Genomic DNA, 16,921 nt, shown 5'->3' with positions numbered 1-16,921 from the left:
CCAATAAACGATATCGCCGGAGATCCCCCCAGTGAAGGAGACCTACCTCGACGCCATTCGCCTGACCGAACGACTGCACAGGCAGTTTCTGGAATTGGTGAAGGCGGAGTTGGATCGGCTTGGGATGGAGGACATCAACAACGTCCAGGCCTTCATCCTCTATAATATTGGCCGAGAGGAACTCACGGTCGGCGAATTGACCAACAGAGGATACTACCTGGGGTCGAACGTTTCTTATAATGTTCGCAAGATGGTTGAGAATGGTTTCATCGTGCAGGAACGCTCGACCCATGATCGCCGTTCGATCCGGGTGAAGCTGACGGCCAAGGGGCTCGATCTCTGCAATCGCATGGAAGCGATGTTCGATAAGCAACTGACGGCGCTGTCTGGCGGCATGTCGCAAGAAGAGATGGCAAACGCTAGCAACGTCTATCGCAGGCTGGAGCGTTTCCTTATCTCCATGCTGGATTACGGCATCCGCAGTCAGGGGATGTTCTAAAGAAAAAGCCCGGGAATTCCGGGCTTTTTCTTTATGGGGTTTTCGTAATCTCGTAGGTGCAGTCAAAGGCTGATTTGGCCACCCGATAGGTGTCTGCCGGATTGTTCGGATCCTGCACGATGGTGTCGCCCGGTTTGGCGATCATGGCCTCACCCCAGGGAGCCTTGAAGGTCCAGGGGCCTTCGTCGGCTTTCATCACCACATAGCGCATGGATACACCCAGCGGCCGATATTGGCGCCAGCCCTTGTCGTCGGCGGCGCTGAGGGGTTCGCTATAGCGCTTGGGAAATTGGGCGGCTTTCACTAGATATTCGGATTTATCGTCGGCCGAGCAACGGTTGTTGACCGACATATCACCGGCTTCAGCGGGTTTGCTTTTGGTCTCCACCCCATCGTCGGGAAGGATCGTGACGACGATCTCTCCAGGGGTCGCGGGCCGGGCATAGACTGGCCGGGTTTTCTGTGCCAGGCCGACCCGACCAACGCTATCAGCTTTTGCAAAGAAAGCTTTGATATCGAAGTCCTGAGCCGAGGCTGCTGATCCCGAAAGGATCAAGGAAGTGAAGAGGAGATAAGCTGCTGACTTCATGCTCAGACCTTTCTGGACACACTCATCAAATTCTATGCGCAGATCAGGCTCAGGGACCAGCTCCTATTCTCGATCTCTAAAATTGATAATATTGGTAAGCATATAGTTTTCGGCAGAGGCATAAGGAAAATTCTAAAAATTTTATTCAAGTTTGACATTCGGTTCATGCTTATGGCAGTTGGTTAAAGGCGGAAGCAATAAACCATTCAAGAGAACCGAGAGAATGAAGCACTCCGTCTATGCTGTGTCCTTGGTTTCTGTCCTTTTGCTCTCTGGTGCGTCTTGTGCCCAGGGAGTAAATCCTGCGTTGAAAACTGATTACGACCGGGCTTTCCAAGAAATGATCTCGGATCCCGGTAATATGGATAAGATGTTCTCGTTCGCGCGTATCGCAGCGGATGGCGGTGATTACGAGGGGGCCATCGGCGCCCTCGAAAGAATGCTTATTTATAACAGAAATCTTCCGCGCGTTAGGTTGGAGCTTGGCTCTTTGTACTATCGCCTTGGCTCGTACGAACTGGCCCGGAGCTATTTCGAGGAAGCGCTTGCGACACCTGGTGTTCCTGATGAAGTCAAGGCACGGGCGGAAGAATTCCTGGCTGGTATCGATGAAGGTAGCCGGTCGTTTACGATCCGAGGCCAGGTTTCCGGCGGTGTTCGATATCAGACCAACGCAAATGCCGGTCCGGTCGGCGATCGTGTAGAGATCTTCGGCTTACCCGCGACCATCAGCGGCGGCGGACAGTCTAAAAGCGACTTCTCGATCTTCACTGCCGCCAATCTGGCAGCCAACTATGATCCTGGCCTTCAGAGCGGCCTGCTGCTGGAAAGCAATGCCAATCTCTATGTTGGCCGTCAGATGACCTTGACGGAGCTGTCGGTGACGGCGGCTGAAATCGACTTTGGCCCACGCTATTTCTTCGCGCCGGCCGACAAGGCCATGGGCAGCATCCGGCCCTATGTGCTGGGGTCATATATCTCCGTTGGCGACAACCCATATTCGTCCGGTTTTGGGGGCGGGGTCAGCGGCCAGATCCGCCTTGCATCCGACGCCATGCTGGATGCCACCCTGGAGCTTCGCTCGGTGGATTATATGTCCAGCAGTCTGCGGGCAGCCCTTGATGAAAGGGATGGCGAAGTCGTCAATCTCAAAACCGGTCTCAGCGTCATTCTCACCCCCACGGATATGATCCGTGGCGAGATCGAGCTTGAGAGCAACAACGCCGATGCCGACTATGAACGGTATGGAGAGGTCGGGGCGACCTTTACCTACAGCCGTCAATGGCCTGCCCCTTGGGAATTTAATCGTCAGGCCTGGACGACGGCGCTTCAGTTGGGCGTCACGGGACGGCGATATGATGCTCCCGATGCGACAATCGATCCGACTGAGCGCCGTCGCGACCGCGAATGGTTCCTTGGTGGCAGCCTTCAGGTGCCTTTGCGCGAAGGTTGGGCCGGCGTTCTCGACATGAGGTACACGAACACGACCTCGAACCTGCCGAACTATGAGTACAAAGATTTCGCGGTCACCCTGGCGACCAGCTACCGCTTTTAAGCGCACGATGTTTGCGGAGGAAGTCACATGAGGCTCGTTCCCGTTTCGCTGCTCACGGTTCTTTTGGCCGGGACTGCCCTTGCCCAGACCGCTGCCCCTCGCGTGCCGCTTCCTGCGGGCGAAAGTCAGGCCGGAACTACGATGGCTGTGACCACGGCTAACGGCACGCCGCGCATTGCTCCGCCCCGCCAGCTGCAAGTCGGGGTGGATGTGTTCCAGAATGAAAAAGTCGACACGCCCGCCGATGGCCAGATTCAGCTGGTCTTCCTGGACGGGACGGCTTTCACCATGGGGCCCAATGGCTCCATGGTGCTGGATGAGTTGGTCTATGATCCGGTTGCGGAAAAAGGCACGCTGGCGATGTCCGTTACGAAGGGGGCTTTCCGCTTTGTCGGCGGGAAGCTGTCCAAGGATGAGCCGGTCACCATCAAGACGCCTATCGGGACCATTGGTATCCGCGGCGGTATCGGCAGCTTTACGATTGGCGGTGATGGCAGTGTCGATGCGGCTTTCATGTTCGGCCGCAGCCTCACTCTGACCAACCAGAACGGCCAATCCCTTGAGCTGACTCGCCCTGGTTTTGCGGCCCGTATGCTACCCGGCGGCAACTTCGAACCGCCACGTCGTCTGTCGGCCAATGAAATCCGTGCTCAGAAGGCGCAGTTCGAGGGTGGCGGTAACGGTGCGGTTACCGATGTCGGGCTTGAAGGCGGTCTGAGCAGCTCGCAGGGCCAGATTCTTGCGGAAGTTCCCGTGGTGACCACGCCGGCGAACGTCAATACGCGCGAGATCAGCCAGCAGCGCTCGAATACCGGCAGCAACGGTCTCGTCGTCTATAATTTTGCGACCGATGCATCCCTCGGGACCAAGCTGGCGTTCGTGCCGACCATTGATGGGGAAAGCTTCGACTTCGCCTCCTCGTCGCCGGTCTATTTCTATCAGCCGTCCACCAAGATCGGCGATAAAGATGCCGAGGGCCGATACATCAATACCGGTGGTCTGCAGGTGAATTTCGGCATCAGCGGGACAGGCGCTAGCCAGAAATCGATCATCTCGCTCGCTGCTCTCTATGTCGGTGAATACAACGGCGGCGGCATTGTTGAAGTGAATGGCGCGCTTCGTGGCGGCGCCATGTTGGGCGGCAACGACGGCTATCCGTATATCCTGAGCGGCGGGCTGACGAACACGCTGCCGAATGATCCGACGCTGGCCGATGGCAGTGGCTTCCCGGACAAGCTGACCCTGGACAATAAGCAGATTACCGGCAGCGGCGGCGAACGCTACGATCATGATGCCTATGTTTTCGGCACCTATTACGACTATGAGACCAACAGCCGTTACGAGAAGGGCTATAAGTTCAAACACGAGCTTACCCGCAACACGGAGAGCACCGGCTCGGCAACGCGCACCAGCCGGACCATCAATGGCTTTGCCACGGGCCTAGGCTCACTGATGCCCTACGGCAATATCCCCATGGTCTCAGATAGCGTCGCCATCACGACCAACGCCGAACTTGGACGGGTAACCGGCGAGTTCGGCTTCGAGGCGCCGACCTATGATGGAAACGGCAGCCAGAAGGTGCATCTGTCCTTCGGGCCGACCACCGAGGGCAGCAGCATCAGCGGCGGTCCAGGTTTCATCGACGACAAACGCTTTGCCGCAGCGAACGGCATAACCTATTCCAGCTCGTCGTCGTCTGGATATACCCAACGTTCCTATTACGAAGTCGAAGGCGAAAAAGTCCAGATGGACTATGCCGCGACCTATATGATTTCGGGCGGCTTGACCGACATTTCCAACATCACCCCCAGTAGCGTTCAGACCTGCGCGTGTGAATACGTCCAGTGGGGTTGGTGGGGCGGGCAGTTCGTCGTCCCTGGGTCGGGTGGATATATCAGCACCGAAGCAGTCCATCTTGGAACCTGGGTTGCCGGTGACATGCTGTCGGCTGCCGATGTGCCGCGCTCCGGTTCGGCGAGCTATGTCGGGCAGGCAATCGGGACCGTCCAGACCATCAATTCTGCCGGTCGCAACCAATATGTCGCTGTCGGCGGGGCGCAGGTCGATTACAACTTCGGCACGCGCAAGGGGACTTTCGCTCTTAAGGACTTCGACGGCGTCAACCTCAGCACCTCGGTCACAGGCAGTTCCAGCACTGGCACCTATACTGGCCAGAAGAACCAGACGGTTGCCGGTGTGAGTTCAGGGTTGGCGGTGAAGGGTGGCTTCTTCGGTCCGAAGGCTGCCGAGACCGCTGGTCACTTCAGCTTCGCGCAATCGGGCGGGTCTTCGGCGTCGGTCGCCTCGCAGAAATTCGGGACCGGCGTTTTCCTGGGCAAAATGAAGTAGGCTGCTCCTTCGAGGCAATAGAAAGGCCCGCAGATCAAACCTGCGGGCCTTTTGTTTTCTAGAGCCAGCCCTTGCGCTTGAAATAGAGGAACGGCACGACCGCCGACATGACCATCAGCCCGATGGCGAGCGGATAGCCGAAAGCCCATTCCAACTCGGGCATCTTGGCGAAATTCATCCCATAGATCGACGCGATCAGTGTCGGAGGCAGGAAGCCGACCGAGGCGACGGTGAAGATCTTGATGATGACGTTCTGCTCGATATTGATGAGGCCCAGGGTGGCATCGAGCAGGAAGGCGGTTTTCTGGGCCAGAAAGGCGGCATGGTCCTGCAGCGATTTGATATCGCGGGTCAGCCCCTTCATATGTTGTTTGGAGCCCGCCCGCAGCCACTCGGTCGGCGCGTTCCCCGCAAAAGTGACGGCCCGGTTCAGGGTCATCAGCGATTCCGTAATGCCCGAGACGATCGTACCGGCGCTACCGATACTGGACAGCGCCTGTTCCAGCGCTTGACCCTGGCGCTTGCGCTCGTCGGTGCGGTCGAAGACATTGAGGCCGACGCGCTCGATATCGGCGCCCAGGCGCTCCAGAACGTCGGCGATGCGGTCGACGATGGTTTCGATCAGGCCGATCCAGATCATGTCCGGGCTGCTGGCGAGCTGCGGAGAGCGTTGAACCCGGTTGGCGTACATGATGAAGGGCAGGGGATCGGCATAGCGCACGGTCACCAGGGCTTGGGGCGCCATGATGAAGGTGATCGCATGGGTCTCCGGCCGACCGCTATCGAATTTGGTCATGATGGTCGCGGTCATAAAGATTGCGCCGTCTTCTTCATAGAGGCGGCTGGAGACCTCGATCTCCTGCATGTCTTCGCGCGACGGCAACTCAATGCCCAGCGCCCGCTGAACGCGGGCGACTTCCTGCGGTGTCGGGTCCAGCAGATCGTACCAGACGGCGGGTGGAATCTCGCCGGGCTGGCTGCCCAAAGCCAGACGCTCGACAGTCTGCTTCTCGACCGCTTGTTCGGTCGCGACATACAGGGTGAGCATCGGTTAACCTCTTCGGCAAAAGCCTGGGCTTGGCCCAGGCATTGAGGAGCCCCGGCAAGGTGCCTTCACGACGCCATAATCGCAATGGATTTATGGTATCGGCAAAGGCGCTCGCCCAAGATCATAAATGGAGTTAAGTCCAATGTGGAAGTCTTTGATACCCCTGATCGTTATCGTCGCAGCAACCAGCGCTTCCGCCCAGGACCTCGGAACCCCCGAAGGCACCCGTACCTGCCTTTGCCTCGAAGAAGGTATCGCGCGCAAGCGTGACGAGATGACGGCTTTGCAGCGTGCCTATGATCTGAAGCGCCAGCAACTGGCCGAAATGACGGCGCGCCTCGATGGCCAGCGCTCGACGGTCAATACGAATGATCCGGCTGCGGTTGAAAGCTTCCGCATGTCGCTTGAAACCCGCGACGCCGAGGCTGAGCGCCTGGATCGCGAGGTTCTCCCAGAATATCAGCAGTCGGTGTCGTCTTATAACGACCGCATCGCCCGCTATCAGCAGTCCTGCGCTGGCAAGATGTACAGCGAGACAATCCTCAATCAGGTTCGCGCTACCTTGAGCTGCCCGGCTGAGTAAGCGCCTGGCCGTATTGAAGAAAAGGGCGGCATCGCTAGATGCCGCCCTTTGTTTTACGCCCCGGTGAAGGCCTGAAGTCCTGTCTGGGCGCGACCCAGGATTAGGGCGTGGATATCGTGGGTGCCTTCATAGGTATTCACGGCTTCGAGGTTCAGGACGTGGCGGATGACCTGGAACTCGTCCGATACACCATTGCCACCCAGCATATCGCGGGCGACGCGGGCGATATCGAGGGCCTTGCCGCAGTTGTTGCGCTTAATGAGGCTGATCATTTCCGGCGCCCATTTGCCGTCATCCTTCAGGCGGCCGACGCGCAATGCCGCCTGGAGGCCGAGGGTGATTTCGGTCTGCATATCGGCCAGCTTCTTCTGGATCAGCTGATTGGCGGCGAGGGGACGGCCGAACTGCTTGCGGTCCAAGGTATATTGGCGGGCCGTCTGCCAGCAGAACTCGGCCGCGCCCATGGCGCCCCAGGCAATACCGTAACGGGCATTGTTCAGGCAACCGAACGGACCGCCGAGGCCTTTGACGTTCGGCAGCATATTCTCTTCGGGGACGAAGACCTCATCCATGACGATTTCGCCGGTGATCGACGCGCGCAGCGAGAATTTGCCTTCGATCTTCGGCGCGCTGAGGCCCTTCATGCCCTTATCGAGGATGAAGCCGCGGATCACGCCATCTTCGGTCTTGCCCCAGACGATGAAGACATCGGCGATGGGGGAGTTGGTGATCCACATCTTGGCGCCCGACAGCGAATAGCCGCCCGGCACCTTCTTAGCGCGGGTCGCCATGCTGCCGGGGTCGGAGCCATGGTCGGGTTCGGTCAGGCCGAAGCAGCCGACCAGCTCGCCCTTGGCAAGGCCGGGTAGATACTTCTGACGCTGTTCTTCGCTGCCATAGGCATGGATCGGATGCATGACCAGGCTGGACTGCACGCTCATGGCCGAGCGATAGCCGCTGTCCACACGTTCTACTTCGCGCGCGACAAGGCCATAGGCGACATAGCCGACGCCGGCGCAGCCATACCCGTCGATGGTGGGGCCCAGCAGACCCAACTCGCCCATCTCGGACATGATCTCGCGATGGAAATGTTCGTTCCGGAAGGCTTCCTGGACGCGGGTCGCCAGCTTGTCCTGGCTATAGTCGCGCGCCGCATCGCGGATCATGCGCTCCTCGTCCGTAAGCTGATCCTCCAGCAGGAAAGCGTCCGACCAATCAAAAGCGAATTTGCTCAACGTCTCTCTCCCAGGTCCCTTGGTGGCTTTGATGTTTTAAGCCTAAAGCATTTCGTCTTGACCGACGCTACGGCCAAACCGTCTTGCGTGCAACAGCAACGCTACGTTAAATCGACCTTATGAGACGAGCTTCACCCGAAGGGTACATCATAGAAATCATCCGGATCGGCGCCTTTGCCAAGGCAACGGCCGTCGATCCCGATACCGGCATCGAGGTCAGTGTCAGCGGTCCGTCGCAGGGGGCGGATGCCATGTTGACCCGCACGGCCGTCCGACGCCTTGAACAGAGGCTTAAAGGACTTAAGGCTTAATTTTACGCCCATAAATAATGAAAGAAAAACGCCGGGCATCTGCCCGGCGTTTCGCGTTCCGCTTACCCTGAAAACGACGGTTAGTCGTTGCCGCCACGGCGGCCACGGCGCGGACGGTCCTTCGCGGAGGCACGACCCAGACCGATCTGCTTGGCGAATTCAGAACGCTGCGCAGCATAGTTCGGCGCAACCATGGGATAATCAGGACCAAGGTTCCACTTCGAGCGGTAATCCTCGGGCGTCATATTGTACATCGTGCGCAGATGACGCTTCAGCATCTTCAGCTTCTTGCCGTCTTCGAGGCAAACGATGTAATCGGGGAATACCGACTTCTTCACCGGAACCGCCGGGCGTTGTGGCTCAACGATGATTTCCGGCTGCGGAGTTCCCAGTTCTTTCAGAGAAACATAAACGGTGTTGATAACATCCGTGATCGTGCTCGCCGGTACATCATTCTTGCTTAGATAAGCAGAGGCAACCTTCGCAGTCATATCCAGCAATTCGACATGACCTACAGGGCGGGCGGATTTTTCTTCGTTCATAGCGCTATAAGCACCTTCAATTGATTGGGAAGACCCTAAAATTCTATTAACCGCACTAGGATCGACTTGTAAATAGAATTGTCGATGTCTTGCGAGAATGTTCGTGTGATAAAACCTAGTAATCAATAAAATCGATGCATAATCCGTGCACAGCAGCTTTGCCGTCGCAATGTTTGACCGCCAGAGGACATATGGTATGGTGCGGCCGCCTTCAGACCGCTAGGGACAGTGGAATGCCCGAAAACGCCCCTCAGAATACGATCGCCATTGCTGGAGATCACGGTGCCTTCGAATTAAAGGCGCTTTTAAAGGAGCACTTGGAAGGGCAGGGTTTTACCGTCCTGGATCTAGGAACCAACGGTCCCGCATCGGTCGATTACCCGGATTTCGGCAATGCTCTGGCTAAAGCTCTGGCCGATGGTCAGGCAGATCGGGGCGTTTTGCTGTGCGGATCCGGTATCGGGATTTCGATTGCTGCCAATCGCCATGCCCATATCCGCTGCGCGCTGGTATCGGAGCCGCTGTCGGCGCGCCTATGCCGCGAACATAACAATGCCAATGTCATTGCCTTTGGAGCGCGCCTGATCGGGCCCGAGCTCGCCAAGGAATGTCTCAATGTCTTTCTGGCGACTGCCTTCGAGGGCGGCCGCCATGAGCGCCGGGTCGACAAGCTGAGCAATCCGCCGGCCTGCTGAACCGTCGCCTTCCCCCTTCGCATCCTATGCCTGCCGGGGATGACCGGTGGGCCAGTTACCGAGGTCCGCCCATGAGCACGCCCAGCACTTTCTTCTCGCAGTCCCTTGCCGACGCCGATCCGGCGCTGAACGCATCGATCCAGCACGAACTGGTCCGCCAGAAGGATCAGATCGAGCTGATCGCGTCGGAAAACATCGTCAGCCGCGCGGTTCTGGAAGCCCAGGGCTCGGTCCTGACCAATAAATATGCCGAAGGCTATCCCGGTCGCCGCTATTACGGCGGCTGCGAGTTCGTCGACGTCACCGAAAAGCTGGCTCAGGACCGCGCGTGCGAGCTGTTCGGCGCGACCTATGCCAATGTGCAGCCCCATTCGGGCGCGCAGGCAAACCAAGCGGTCTTCTTCGCACTGATGCAGCCGGGCGATACCTTCCTGGGCATGGATCTGGCCTGCGGCGGCCATCTGACCCACGGTGCGCCGGTCAATCAGTCGGGCAAGTGGTTCAAGCCGGTCGGTTACAAGGTTCGCACTCAGGACCAGCTGATCGATTATGATGAAGTCGAAGAGCTGGCCAACACTCATAAGCCCAAGCTGATGATCGGTGGCGGTTCCGCCTATAGCCGTACCATCGACTGGGCACGCCTGCGCAAAGTTGCCGACAGCGTCGGTTCGCTGCTGATGGTCGACATGGCCCATTACGCCGGTCTGGTTGCCGGTGGTGTCTATCCGAACCCGGTTCCCCATGCCCATGTGGTCACCACCACCACCCATAAGACCCTGCGCGGTCCGCGTGGCGGCATGATCCTTTCGAACGATCCGGAACTCGGCAAGAAGATCAACTCGGCCGTGTTCCCCGGTCTGCAGGGCGGTCCGCTGATGCATGTCATCGCCGCCAAGGCCGTTGCGTTCGGCGAAGCGCTGCGTCCGGACTTCAAGCTTTACGCCAAGCAGGTTGTCGACAATGCCCGCGCGCTAGCCGATACGCTGATGAAGCGGGGCGTCAACATCGTTTCTGGCGGTACCGACAGCCATCTGATGCTGGTTGACCTGCGTCCGAAGGGCCTGACCGGCAAGGCCGTCGAACATCACCTGGAGCTGGCGGGTATCACCTGCAACAAGAACGGCATTCCGTTCGACAATGAAAAGCCGATGATCACCTCGGGCATCCGTCTGGGCACTCCGGCTGGCACGACCCGTGGGTTCGGTGTCGCCGAATTCGTCCAGATCGGCAACCTGATCGGCGACGTTCTCGACGGTCTGGCTGCCAATGGTCCTGAAGGGAATGCTACCGTCGAAGCCGAGGTACGTGCCAAGGTTAAGGCGTTGTGCGATAAATTCCCGATCTACGCGTAACCGAAACCTACTCGTAACGAAGAAAACTGACGGTTCAATCAGTTAAGGAGAGGCAGAATGCGGTGTCCGTTTTGCGGTCATGATGACACGCAAGTGAAGGATTCACGGCCGACGGACGACAATGCGGCAATCCGCCGTCGCCGCTTCTGCCCCGCCTGCGGGTCTCGCTTCACCACGTTCGAGCGCGTGCAGCTGCGCGAGCTGACCGTGGTGAAGAAGTCCGGCAAGCGCATGCCTTTCGATCGCGACAAGCTGGCCCGCTCCATCCAGATCGCCTGCCGCAAGCGTCCGGTGGATGCGGATCGGATCGAGCGCATCGTGAATGGCATCGTCCGGCGCCTCGAATCGACGGGTGAGCCTGAAATCTCTTCGGACGAAGTGGGAACCCAGGTCATGGAGGCGCTTTTCAACCTCGACCCGGTCGCCTATGTCCGTTTCGCGTCGGTCTATAAGAACTTCCGCGAAGTGAAGGACTTCGAAGATCTGGTCGAGTCGTTGAACGTCGACAAGGATTAACCCATGGCCGACGACGCCCGCTGGATGGCCCAGGCGCTCTCGCTGGCGAGGCGCGGGCAGGGGCGGGTGTGGCCGTCGGTTTCCGTCGGCTGTGTCATCGTTAAGAATGGGCGCCTGATCGCCCAGGGCTGGACCCAGCCCGGCGGCCGTCCCCATGCCGAAGCTCATGCCCTGGAACAGGCAGGCGAGGCGGCACGGGGCGCTACCGCCTATGTCACCCTCGAACCCTGCGCCCATCATGGTTCTCGCGGCGGCCCCTGCTGCGCGGCGCTGGTTGCGGCTGGCATTGCCCGTGTCGTCTGCGCTGTCGAGGATCCAGACCCGCGCACGTCGGGCCGGGGATTTACGGCGCTTCGGGATGCTGGCATTGAGGTGGCGGTCGGTCTGGGGGCCGAGGAAGCCTGCGCCCAGCAGGCGGGTTTCCGTCTGCGTCAGGAAGTAGGGCGGCCTCTCTTTACCTTGAAGATGGCCATCTCCCTCGATGGGCGGATTGCAACGGCTAACGGGTCCAGCAAATGGATCACCGGCCCCGGAGCCCGGGCTGCTGGCCATATGCTGCGGGCCGAGCATGATGGGATCATCGTCGGCGGTCAGACGGCGGCGATGGATGATCCGGCGCTCGATTGCCGTCTACCGGGACTGGCGGATCGTTCGCCGGTGCGCATCGTGGCCGACAGCCGCATGGCAGTACCGCTTACCGCGCAACTCGTCCGCACCGCGCGCAAGCACCCCACCTGGTGGCTGGTCTCTGAAACCAGCGATAGCGCGAGGATTTCCGCGCTGGAGCAGGCGGGTGTCGAGGTGATTAAGGTTCCTCCGACGGAAGGCGGATCGCTTGATCTGGGCGCAGCGGCGCAGCTTCTGGGCGAGCGTGGCCTTACCTCTGTCTTGGCAGAAGGCGGCGGACGTCTTGCAGCGGGCCTTCTGAGTTCCGATCTGGTGGATCGCCTTGTCGTTTTCCGCGCGCCATTACTGGTGGGGGGCGACGGGATACCCGCCGTTGCTTCACTGGGGTTGCAGGACCTTGGCGAGGCCCCTCGTTTTGTCTTATCTGACCGGCGTGCGGTCGATGATGACTTAATGGAAGTTTTTACCGTTCGTCGCTAAGGTCCGCCCCATGTTTACCGGAATTATCACCCATCGCGGCCGCATCGCCGCGCTGACGCGCCCTGTGGGCGGCGATCTGCGCCTGACGGTCGAAACCGACATGCCGCTCGATGATATCGCCATCGGCGCTTCGGTCGCCCATAACGGCGTCTGCCTGACGGTCGTGACCAAGGAAGCCAACCGTTACGATCTGCAGATTTCGAACGAGACCATCGACAAGACCAATGTCGGTGACTGGAAAATCGGCGATCTGCTGAATCTCGAGCGCTCCTTGCGCCTGGGTGACGAGCTGGGCGGTCATCTGGTCTATGGCCATGTCGATGCCGTTGCGAGCGTGGTGGAGCGCCATGCCGAAGAAGGCTCCATCCGCCACACCTTCGAAGTCCCGGCGGAATTCGCCAAATTCATCGCCACCAAGGGCTCCATCTGCCTGGATGGTGTGTCGCTGACCGTGAATTCGGTCGAGGGCAATCGCTTCGGCGTCAATATCATCCCGCATACGGCCGAGGTGACGAGTTTCGGCACCTATCAGGTCGGCAGCCGGGTGAATTTCGAGATCGATATCATGGCGCGCTATGTCGCCCGCCAGAGGGAAGTGCAATGAAGACCGTCTCCGATCACTCCTTCCTCGCCTCCATCGACGAACTGATCGAGGAAGCAAAGGCAGGCCGCATGTTCATCCTGGTGGATGACGAAGACCGCGAGAACGAAGGCGATCTGGTCATTCCCGCCTCCCATGCGACGCCGGAAGTCATCAATTTCATGGCCAAGCACGGCCGTGGCCTGATCTGCTTGGCCATGACCCGCGAGCGCATCGGCAAGCTGGGCCTGCCCCTGATGGCGCAGCAGAACGGCACCCGCCACGAGACGGCGTTTACCGTCTCCATCGAAGCGCGCGAGGGTGTCACCACCGGCATCTCCGCTGCCGACCGCGCCCAGACCATCAAGGTCGCCATCGACCCGGCCAAGGCACGCGAAGATATCGTGACGCCGGGCCATGTCTTCCCGTTGGTTGCCCGCGATGGCGGCGTGCTGGTACGCGCGGGCCATACCGAAGCGGCTGTCGATCTGGCGCGCTTGGCGGGCCTCAATCCGGCTGGCGTGATCTGCGAGATCATGAATGACGACGGCACCATGGCCCGGCTGCCAGATCTGCTGAAGTTCGCCCAGTTCCATGGGCTGAAGGTCGGCACCATCGCTGATCTGATCGCCTGGCGCCGCCGCCGCGACAAGCTGGTCGAGCGGATGGCCGAGTCGGAATTCCAAAGCCTCAACGGCGGCGATTTTCATCTGATCGTCTATCGCAATACCGTCGGTTATGCCGAGCATATCGCCCTGGTGAAGGGCGATATCGCGGACGGCAAGCCGGTGCCGGTGCGCATGCATGCGCTCAATGTTCTGGATGATGTGCTGGGCGATGCGCAGTCGAGCCATGGGCATGAGCTTCAGGACGCGATGAAGGCCATCGGCAAGGAAGGCCGCGGTGTCGTGGTCCTGATCCGCGAGCCGAGCCCGACCGCGCTCTCTGACCGTCTGAAGGCCCGTGCCGGGACGGGTGCGGGGCCTGAGACTTTGCGCGACTATGGTGTCGGCGCTCAGATTCTGGTCGATCTGGGGGTCAAGGAGATGGTTCTTTTGACCAATACGCCGAAAAAATCCATCGTGGGGCTTGACGGCTATGGCCTCTCGGTCGTAGGCCAGCGCCCTTTGACGGTTGAATAGGAAGCCTCGTTCCATGAAGAAGCCCCATATCCTCATTGTCGAGGCCCGGTTCTATACCGATATCGCTGACGAACTGGCCCTTGGTGCCATCGAAGCCATCGAGAAGGCGGGCGCCACTTACGAGCGTCTGGACGTTCCGGGGGCTTTCGAGCTGCCGGGCGCCATCGAATTCGCGATCACCGGCGCGCCAAACAAATACGATGGCTATCTGGCCCTTGGTTGCGTCATTCGGGGCGAGACCACCCATTACGACTATGTCTGCGAGGAAGCGGCGCGCGGCCTGCAGGATATCGTTCTGCGCCACAAGGCGGCCGTTGGCTTCGGCGTGCTGACCGTCGAAAACGACGATCAGGCCTGGGCGCGTGCCAAGCGCGACAAGAAAAACAAGGGCGGTGAAGTCGCCCATGCCGTTCTGCGCATGGTCGAGCTGCGCCGCCACTTCAATATCGGCTGATTTAGATGAGCAAAGACACCAAGAAGCCCCGCACCAATCACGGCCGGTCGGCCGCGCGCCTTGCGGCGGTGCAGGCGATCTATAGCCTCGACATCAATCCGGATTCGGCAACGATCCGGGTGATCGCCGATTTCTCCAGCAACTACCTGATGGAGGGGACTGACAAGATCCTCTTTGGCAAGCTGGTGGACGGGGCGCAGGAGCGCCGGGCGGACGTCGATGAGATGATCATCCCGAACCTTGCATCGGGTTGGACCATCGACAAGATCGACAGCGTTCTGCGCGCGATCCTGCGGGTATCGGTCTATGAGCTACTGGCGATGACCGAGGTGCCGAGCCGTGTGGTCATCAACGAATATGTCGAGATCGCCCACGCCTTCTTCACCGGCGGCGAGCCGGGCATGGTGAACGGCATGCTGGATAAGCTGGCGCGCCGCCTGCGGGCGACGGAGTTCGGCGAGAGCGCTTAGAGGAGCGCCGCCCAATGAGCGCCGATGGGGAGTTCGAGCGGATAGCGGCGATTTTCGCGCCGCTTGCCGCTGATTTCCCCGGCGCCTTGGGGCTGACGGACGACGCAGCCCTGCTGCAATGCCCACCAGGGTTCGAGCTGGTGGTCACGACCGATGCCCTCGTGGCGGGTGTCCATTTCCTGTGGCCCGGCGAACCTGAACTGATCGCCGCCAAGGCCTTACGTAAAAACCTGTCCGACCTGGCTGCCATGGGAGCGGCGCCGCTGGCCTATAGCCTCGCGACGCTACTGACGGCGGAGTGCGATCTGGCCTGGCTTCGGCGGTTCGCTGCCGGGCTGGCGGAAACTCAGCGCTTAAGCGGTATCGGTCTGAGCGGCGGGGACAGCGTCAAGACGCCGGGACCGCCGACTTTCTCCATCACGGCATTTGGTCTGGTGCCGCAGGGCAGTGCTCTGCGCCGCAATGGCGCGCGGCCGGACGATATCGTCTATGTCAGCGGCACGCTGGGCGATGCTGCGGTCGGTCTTCGGCTGGCCCGTGACGGGGGCGGCGAGGGGCTCCCGGATCATGACCGGGCCGCGCTGATCGAACGCCATTGGGTGCCGCCGCTGCGTCTCGCGCTCGGGCAGGCGTTGCGGGGCGTAGCCTCCAGCGCGATGGATGTTTCCGACGGGCTGATCGGCGATCTGGGTCATATCGCGGCCAGTAGCGGCGTCGATATCCTCATTGAAGCCGCCCGCTTACCATTGTCGGATGCCTTTAATAGCGCGATGAAACTTAATCATTCACGGTTAGAAGATGCGCTAACCGGGGGTGATGATTACGAACTTGTCTTCACGGCAAGCTCTAACCAAGGTATGAGAATTAGTCAGATTGCTGCGGACATCGGCATTCGGCTGACAGAAGTCGGTCGCGTCGCTGCTCCTGGCGGAACTCCAGGCGTTCAGGTGTTGGACGCATCGGGGCAGGTCGTCCCGTTGACCAGAACCGGTTGGCGGCATTTCTAGTGGGTAGAGGGAGAGCAGAACGCGATGCGTGCGCTGGTCCGATTGATTTTGACGCTGTTCGGTCTGGTGGCCATCGGCGGCGGTGCCGCAGGCGGCTGGTACCTCTATAAACACGTCGAAAAAATGCAGTATGAATCGGGTAACCCCGCCTTCCTTGATCTTGAGCCGATGAATATCACGATCATCAAGGAAGGGGTGCCGACCGAAATCCGCACCTACTGGTTGACGATTGAAAGCCGTGAAGGCACGCCGATGGGTAAGATCCTGGCCCAGCGGACCGCGCTTGCCGCTGACTATTATAAATATCTGACGGCATTGGCCGGTCGTGCGGGGCCGGAAAATATCGATAACGAGCCCTATGTGAAGACTCAGCTCATGCTGGCTTCGAAGGAGCTCTTGGCGCCGAAAGCTGAGGCGAGTCTCAATCCGGTGAAGGCTGTGCTTATCCGCCGTATCCAGTTCCGCGATATGCAGTTCGACTAGGCTCGCGCTGGAACACAGGCCGCTTGTTCGACGCCCTTTCCGATCTTTCGGGGAGGGCGTTGTCTTTTGGCCCAGGATTAGCTGTTGTCGGTCTCGGCGGTGACCCAGGACTGGAAGGGGAAATGCCCGCCGCTGGTCGGCAGCTCCAGAATCGCCGGAACATCATAGGGATGCAGAGCCGCCAGACGATCGCGGGCTGCCACGGCCTGATCCGCGCTGGTCTTGCAGATCATGACCACTTCCTGCGCTTCGCAGATTTCGCCTTCCCAGCGATAGATAGACGTCGTCCCCGGCAGGATATTGGCGCAGGCGATCAGCCGCTCTTCAACCAGGGTTCCGGCGATGGCTCGCGCGGCATCCACATCGGGCAGCACGGCATAAATGAGGGTAACGTCATGCGCCAT

The 16,921-nt window shown here is 59.7% G+C and carries 20 protein-coding genes; 15 read left to right on the top strand and 5 right to left on the bottom strand.

Translation table 11 applies throughout. The annotated features are described in order from the left end of the window. The first annotated feature begins 31 nt into the window (after window positions 1-31). Entirely contained in the window at window positions 32-499 is a 468-nt protein-coding gene (locus tag ACFSM5_RS09415; protein WP_379876076.1) for a MarR family winged helix-turn-helix transcriptional regulator, read from the top strand. 31 nt (window positions 500-530) lie between these two features. Here the strand turns inward: ACFSM5_RS09415 and ACFSM5_RS09410 are convergent, their stop codons facing one another. Next, window positions 531-1,088, bottom strand: a complete 558-nt coding sequence (locus ACFSM5_RS09410; RefSeq protein WP_379876075.1) for a hypothetical protein — start codon at window positions 1,086-1,088, stop codon at window positions 531-533. Between the two features lie 223 nt (window positions 1,089-1,311). On the opposite strand from ACFSM5_RS09410, the gene ACFSM5_RS09405 reads away from it, so the two are divergent. Together ACFSM5_RS09405 and ACFSM5_RS09400 are read left to right on the top strand one after the other, a co-directional pair. Then, on the top strand, window positions 1,312-2,643 hold the full coding sequence (locus ACFSM5_RS09405; protein WP_379876074.1) for a surface lipoprotein assembly modifier: 1,332 nt from the start codon (window positions 1,312-1,314) through the stop codon (window positions 2,641-2,643). A gap of 27 nt (window positions 2,644-2,670) precedes the next feature. Then, window positions 2,671-4,992: a transferrin-binding protein-like solute binding protein gene (locus ACFSM5_RS09400; protein WP_379876073.1), complete on the top strand. Its 2,322-nt coding sequence runs from the start codon at window positions 2,671-2,673 to the stop codon at window positions 4,990-4,992. A gap of 58 nt (window positions 4,993-5,050) precedes the next feature. Here the strand turns inward: ACFSM5_RS09400 and ACFSM5_RS09395 are convergent, their stop codons facing one another. Further along, window positions 5,051-6,040, bottom strand: coding sequence for a magnesium transporter CorA family protein (locus ACFSM5_RS09395; RefSeq protein ID WP_379876072.1), 990 nt, complete (start codon window positions 6,038-6,040; stop codon window positions 5,051-5,053). Window positions 6,041-6,182: 142 nt separating this feature from the next. Here ACFSM5_RS09395 and ACFSM5_RS09390 point away from each other — a divergent pair, with 142 nt between their 5' ends. Continuing rightward, window positions 6,183-6,623 carry a hypothetical protein gene (locus tag ACFSM5_RS09390; protein WP_379876071.1) on the top strand — a complete coding sequence of 147 codons (441 nt, stop codon included), beginning with the start codon at window positions 6,183-6,185 and terminating at the stop codon, window positions 6,621-6,623. Between the two features lie 53 nt (window positions 6,624-6,676). Here the strand turns inward: ACFSM5_RS09390 and ACFSM5_RS09385 are convergent, their stop codons facing one another. Then, window positions 6,677-7,858 (bottom strand): acyl-CoA dehydrogenase, encoded by a 1,182-nt coding sequence (locus ACFSM5_RS09385; protein ID WP_379876070.1) that lies wholly within the window; start codon window positions 7,856-7,858, stop codon window positions 6,677-6,679. Between the two features lie 119 nt (window positions 7,859-7,977). Here ACFSM5_RS09385 and ACFSM5_RS09380 point away from each other — a divergent pair, with 119 nt between their 5' ends. After that, window positions 7,978-8,169: a DUF6898 family protein gene (locus tag ACFSM5_RS09380; protein ID WP_379876069.1), complete on the top strand. Its 192-nt coding sequence runs from the start codon at window positions 7,978-7,980 to the stop codon at window positions 8,167-8,169. 80 nt (window positions 8,170-8,249) lie between these two features. On the opposite strand, the gene ACFSM5_RS09375 is transcribed toward ACFSM5_RS09380, so the two are convergent. Further along, entirely contained in the window at window positions 8,250-8,711 is a 462-nt protein-coding gene (locus tag ACFSM5_RS09375; RefSeq protein WP_379876068.1) for a Ros/MucR family transcriptional regulator, read from the bottom strand. A 233-nt stretch (window positions 8,712-8,944) separates the two neighbouring features. Here ACFSM5_RS09375 and rpiB point away from each other — a divergent pair, with 233 nt between their 5' ends. The 10 genes from rpiB (at window position 8,945) to ACFSM5_RS09325 (ending at window position 16,517) form a co-directional block, all read left to right on the top strand. Next, a complete protein-coding gene (rpiB, locus tag ACFSM5_RS09370) occupies window positions 8,945-9,406 on the top strand; it encodes a ribose 5-phosphate isomerase B (protein WP_379876067.1) in 462 nt (153 codons plus the stop codon). 71 nt (window positions 9,407-9,477) lie between these two features. Next, entirely contained in the window at window positions 9,478-10,758 is a 1,281-nt protein-coding gene (gene glyA / locus ACFSM5_RS09365; protein WP_379876066.1) for a serine hydroxymethyltransferase, read from the top strand. Between the two features lie 57 nt (window positions 10,759-10,815). Next, window positions 10,816-11,274, top strand: a complete 459-nt coding sequence (gene nrdR / locus ACFSM5_RS09360) for a transcriptional regulator NrdR (protein ID WP_379876065.1) — start codon at window positions 10,816-10,818, stop codon at window positions 11,272-11,274. A gap of 3 nt (window positions 11,275-11,277) precedes the next feature. Next, window positions 11,278-12,381, top strand: coding sequence for a bifunctional diaminohydroxyphosphoribosylaminopyrimidine deaminase/5-amino-6-(5-phosphoribosylamino)uracil reductase RibD (gene ribD / locus ACFSM5_RS09355; protein WP_379876064.1), 1,104 nt, complete (start codon window positions 11,278-11,280; stop codon window positions 12,379-12,381). Between the two features lie 10 nt (window positions 12,382-12,391). Beyond that, a complete protein-coding gene (locus ACFSM5_RS09350) occupies window positions 12,392-12,985 on the top strand; it encodes a riboflavin synthase (protein WP_379876063.1) in 594 nt (197 codons plus the stop codon). After that, window positions 12,982-14,103 carry a 3,4-dihydroxy-2-butanone-4-phosphate synthase gene (ribB, locus tag ACFSM5_RS09345; RefSeq protein WP_379876062.1) on the top strand — a complete coding sequence of 374 codons (1,122 nt, stop codon included), beginning with the start codon at window positions 12,982-12,984 and terminating at the stop codon, window positions 14,101-14,103. Before ACFSM5_RS09350 ends, ribB begins: the two co-directional genes overlap by 4 nt. A gap of 13 nt (window positions 14,104-14,116) precedes the next feature. Then, the gene (locus ACFSM5_RS09340; protein ID WP_379876061.1) at window positions 14,117-14,557 is read left to right on the top strand and encodes a 6,7-dimethyl-8-ribityllumazine synthase; all 441 of its coding nucleotides are present in this window, start codon (window positions 14,117-14,119) and stop codon (window positions 14,555-14,557) included. Between the two features lie 5 nt (window positions 14,558-14,562). Next, the gene (nusB, locus tag ACFSM5_RS09335) at window positions 14,563-15,027 is read left to right on the top strand and encodes a transcription antitermination factor NusB (protein WP_379876060.1); all 465 of its coding nucleotides are present in this window, start codon (window positions 14,563-14,565) and stop codon (window positions 15,025-15,027) included. Window positions 15,028-15,041: 14 nt separating this feature from the next. After that, a complete protein-coding gene (gene thiL / locus ACFSM5_RS09330; RefSeq protein ID WP_379876059.1) occupies window positions 15,042-16,034 on the top strand; it encodes a thiamine-phosphate kinase in 993 nt (330 codons plus the stop codon). A 24-nt stretch (window positions 16,035-16,058) separates the two neighbouring features. Beyond that, the gene (locus ACFSM5_RS09325; protein WP_379876058.1) at window positions 16,059-16,517 is read left to right on the top strand and encodes a hypothetical protein; all 459 of its coding nucleotides are present in this window, start codon (window positions 16,059-16,061) and stop codon (window positions 16,515-16,517) included. A 77-nt stretch (window positions 16,518-16,594) separates the two neighbouring features. Here ACFSM5_RS09325 and cutA read toward each other — a convergent pair whose 3' ends face one another. After that, a complete protein-coding gene (cutA, locus tag ACFSM5_RS09320) occupies window positions 16,595-16,921 on the bottom strand; it encodes a divalent-cation tolerance protein CutA (RefSeq protein ID WP_379876057.1) in 327 nt (108 codons plus the stop codon).

This window comes from Lacibacterium aquatile, from assembly GCF_042683105.1.
Lineage (GTDB): Bacteria > Pseudomonadota > Alphaproteobacteria > Elsterales > Elsteraceae > Lacibacterium > Lacibacterium aquatile.
Note: the sequence above shows the minus strand (reverse complement) of the source record. Positions and strands in the feature narration are given on the sequence as shown.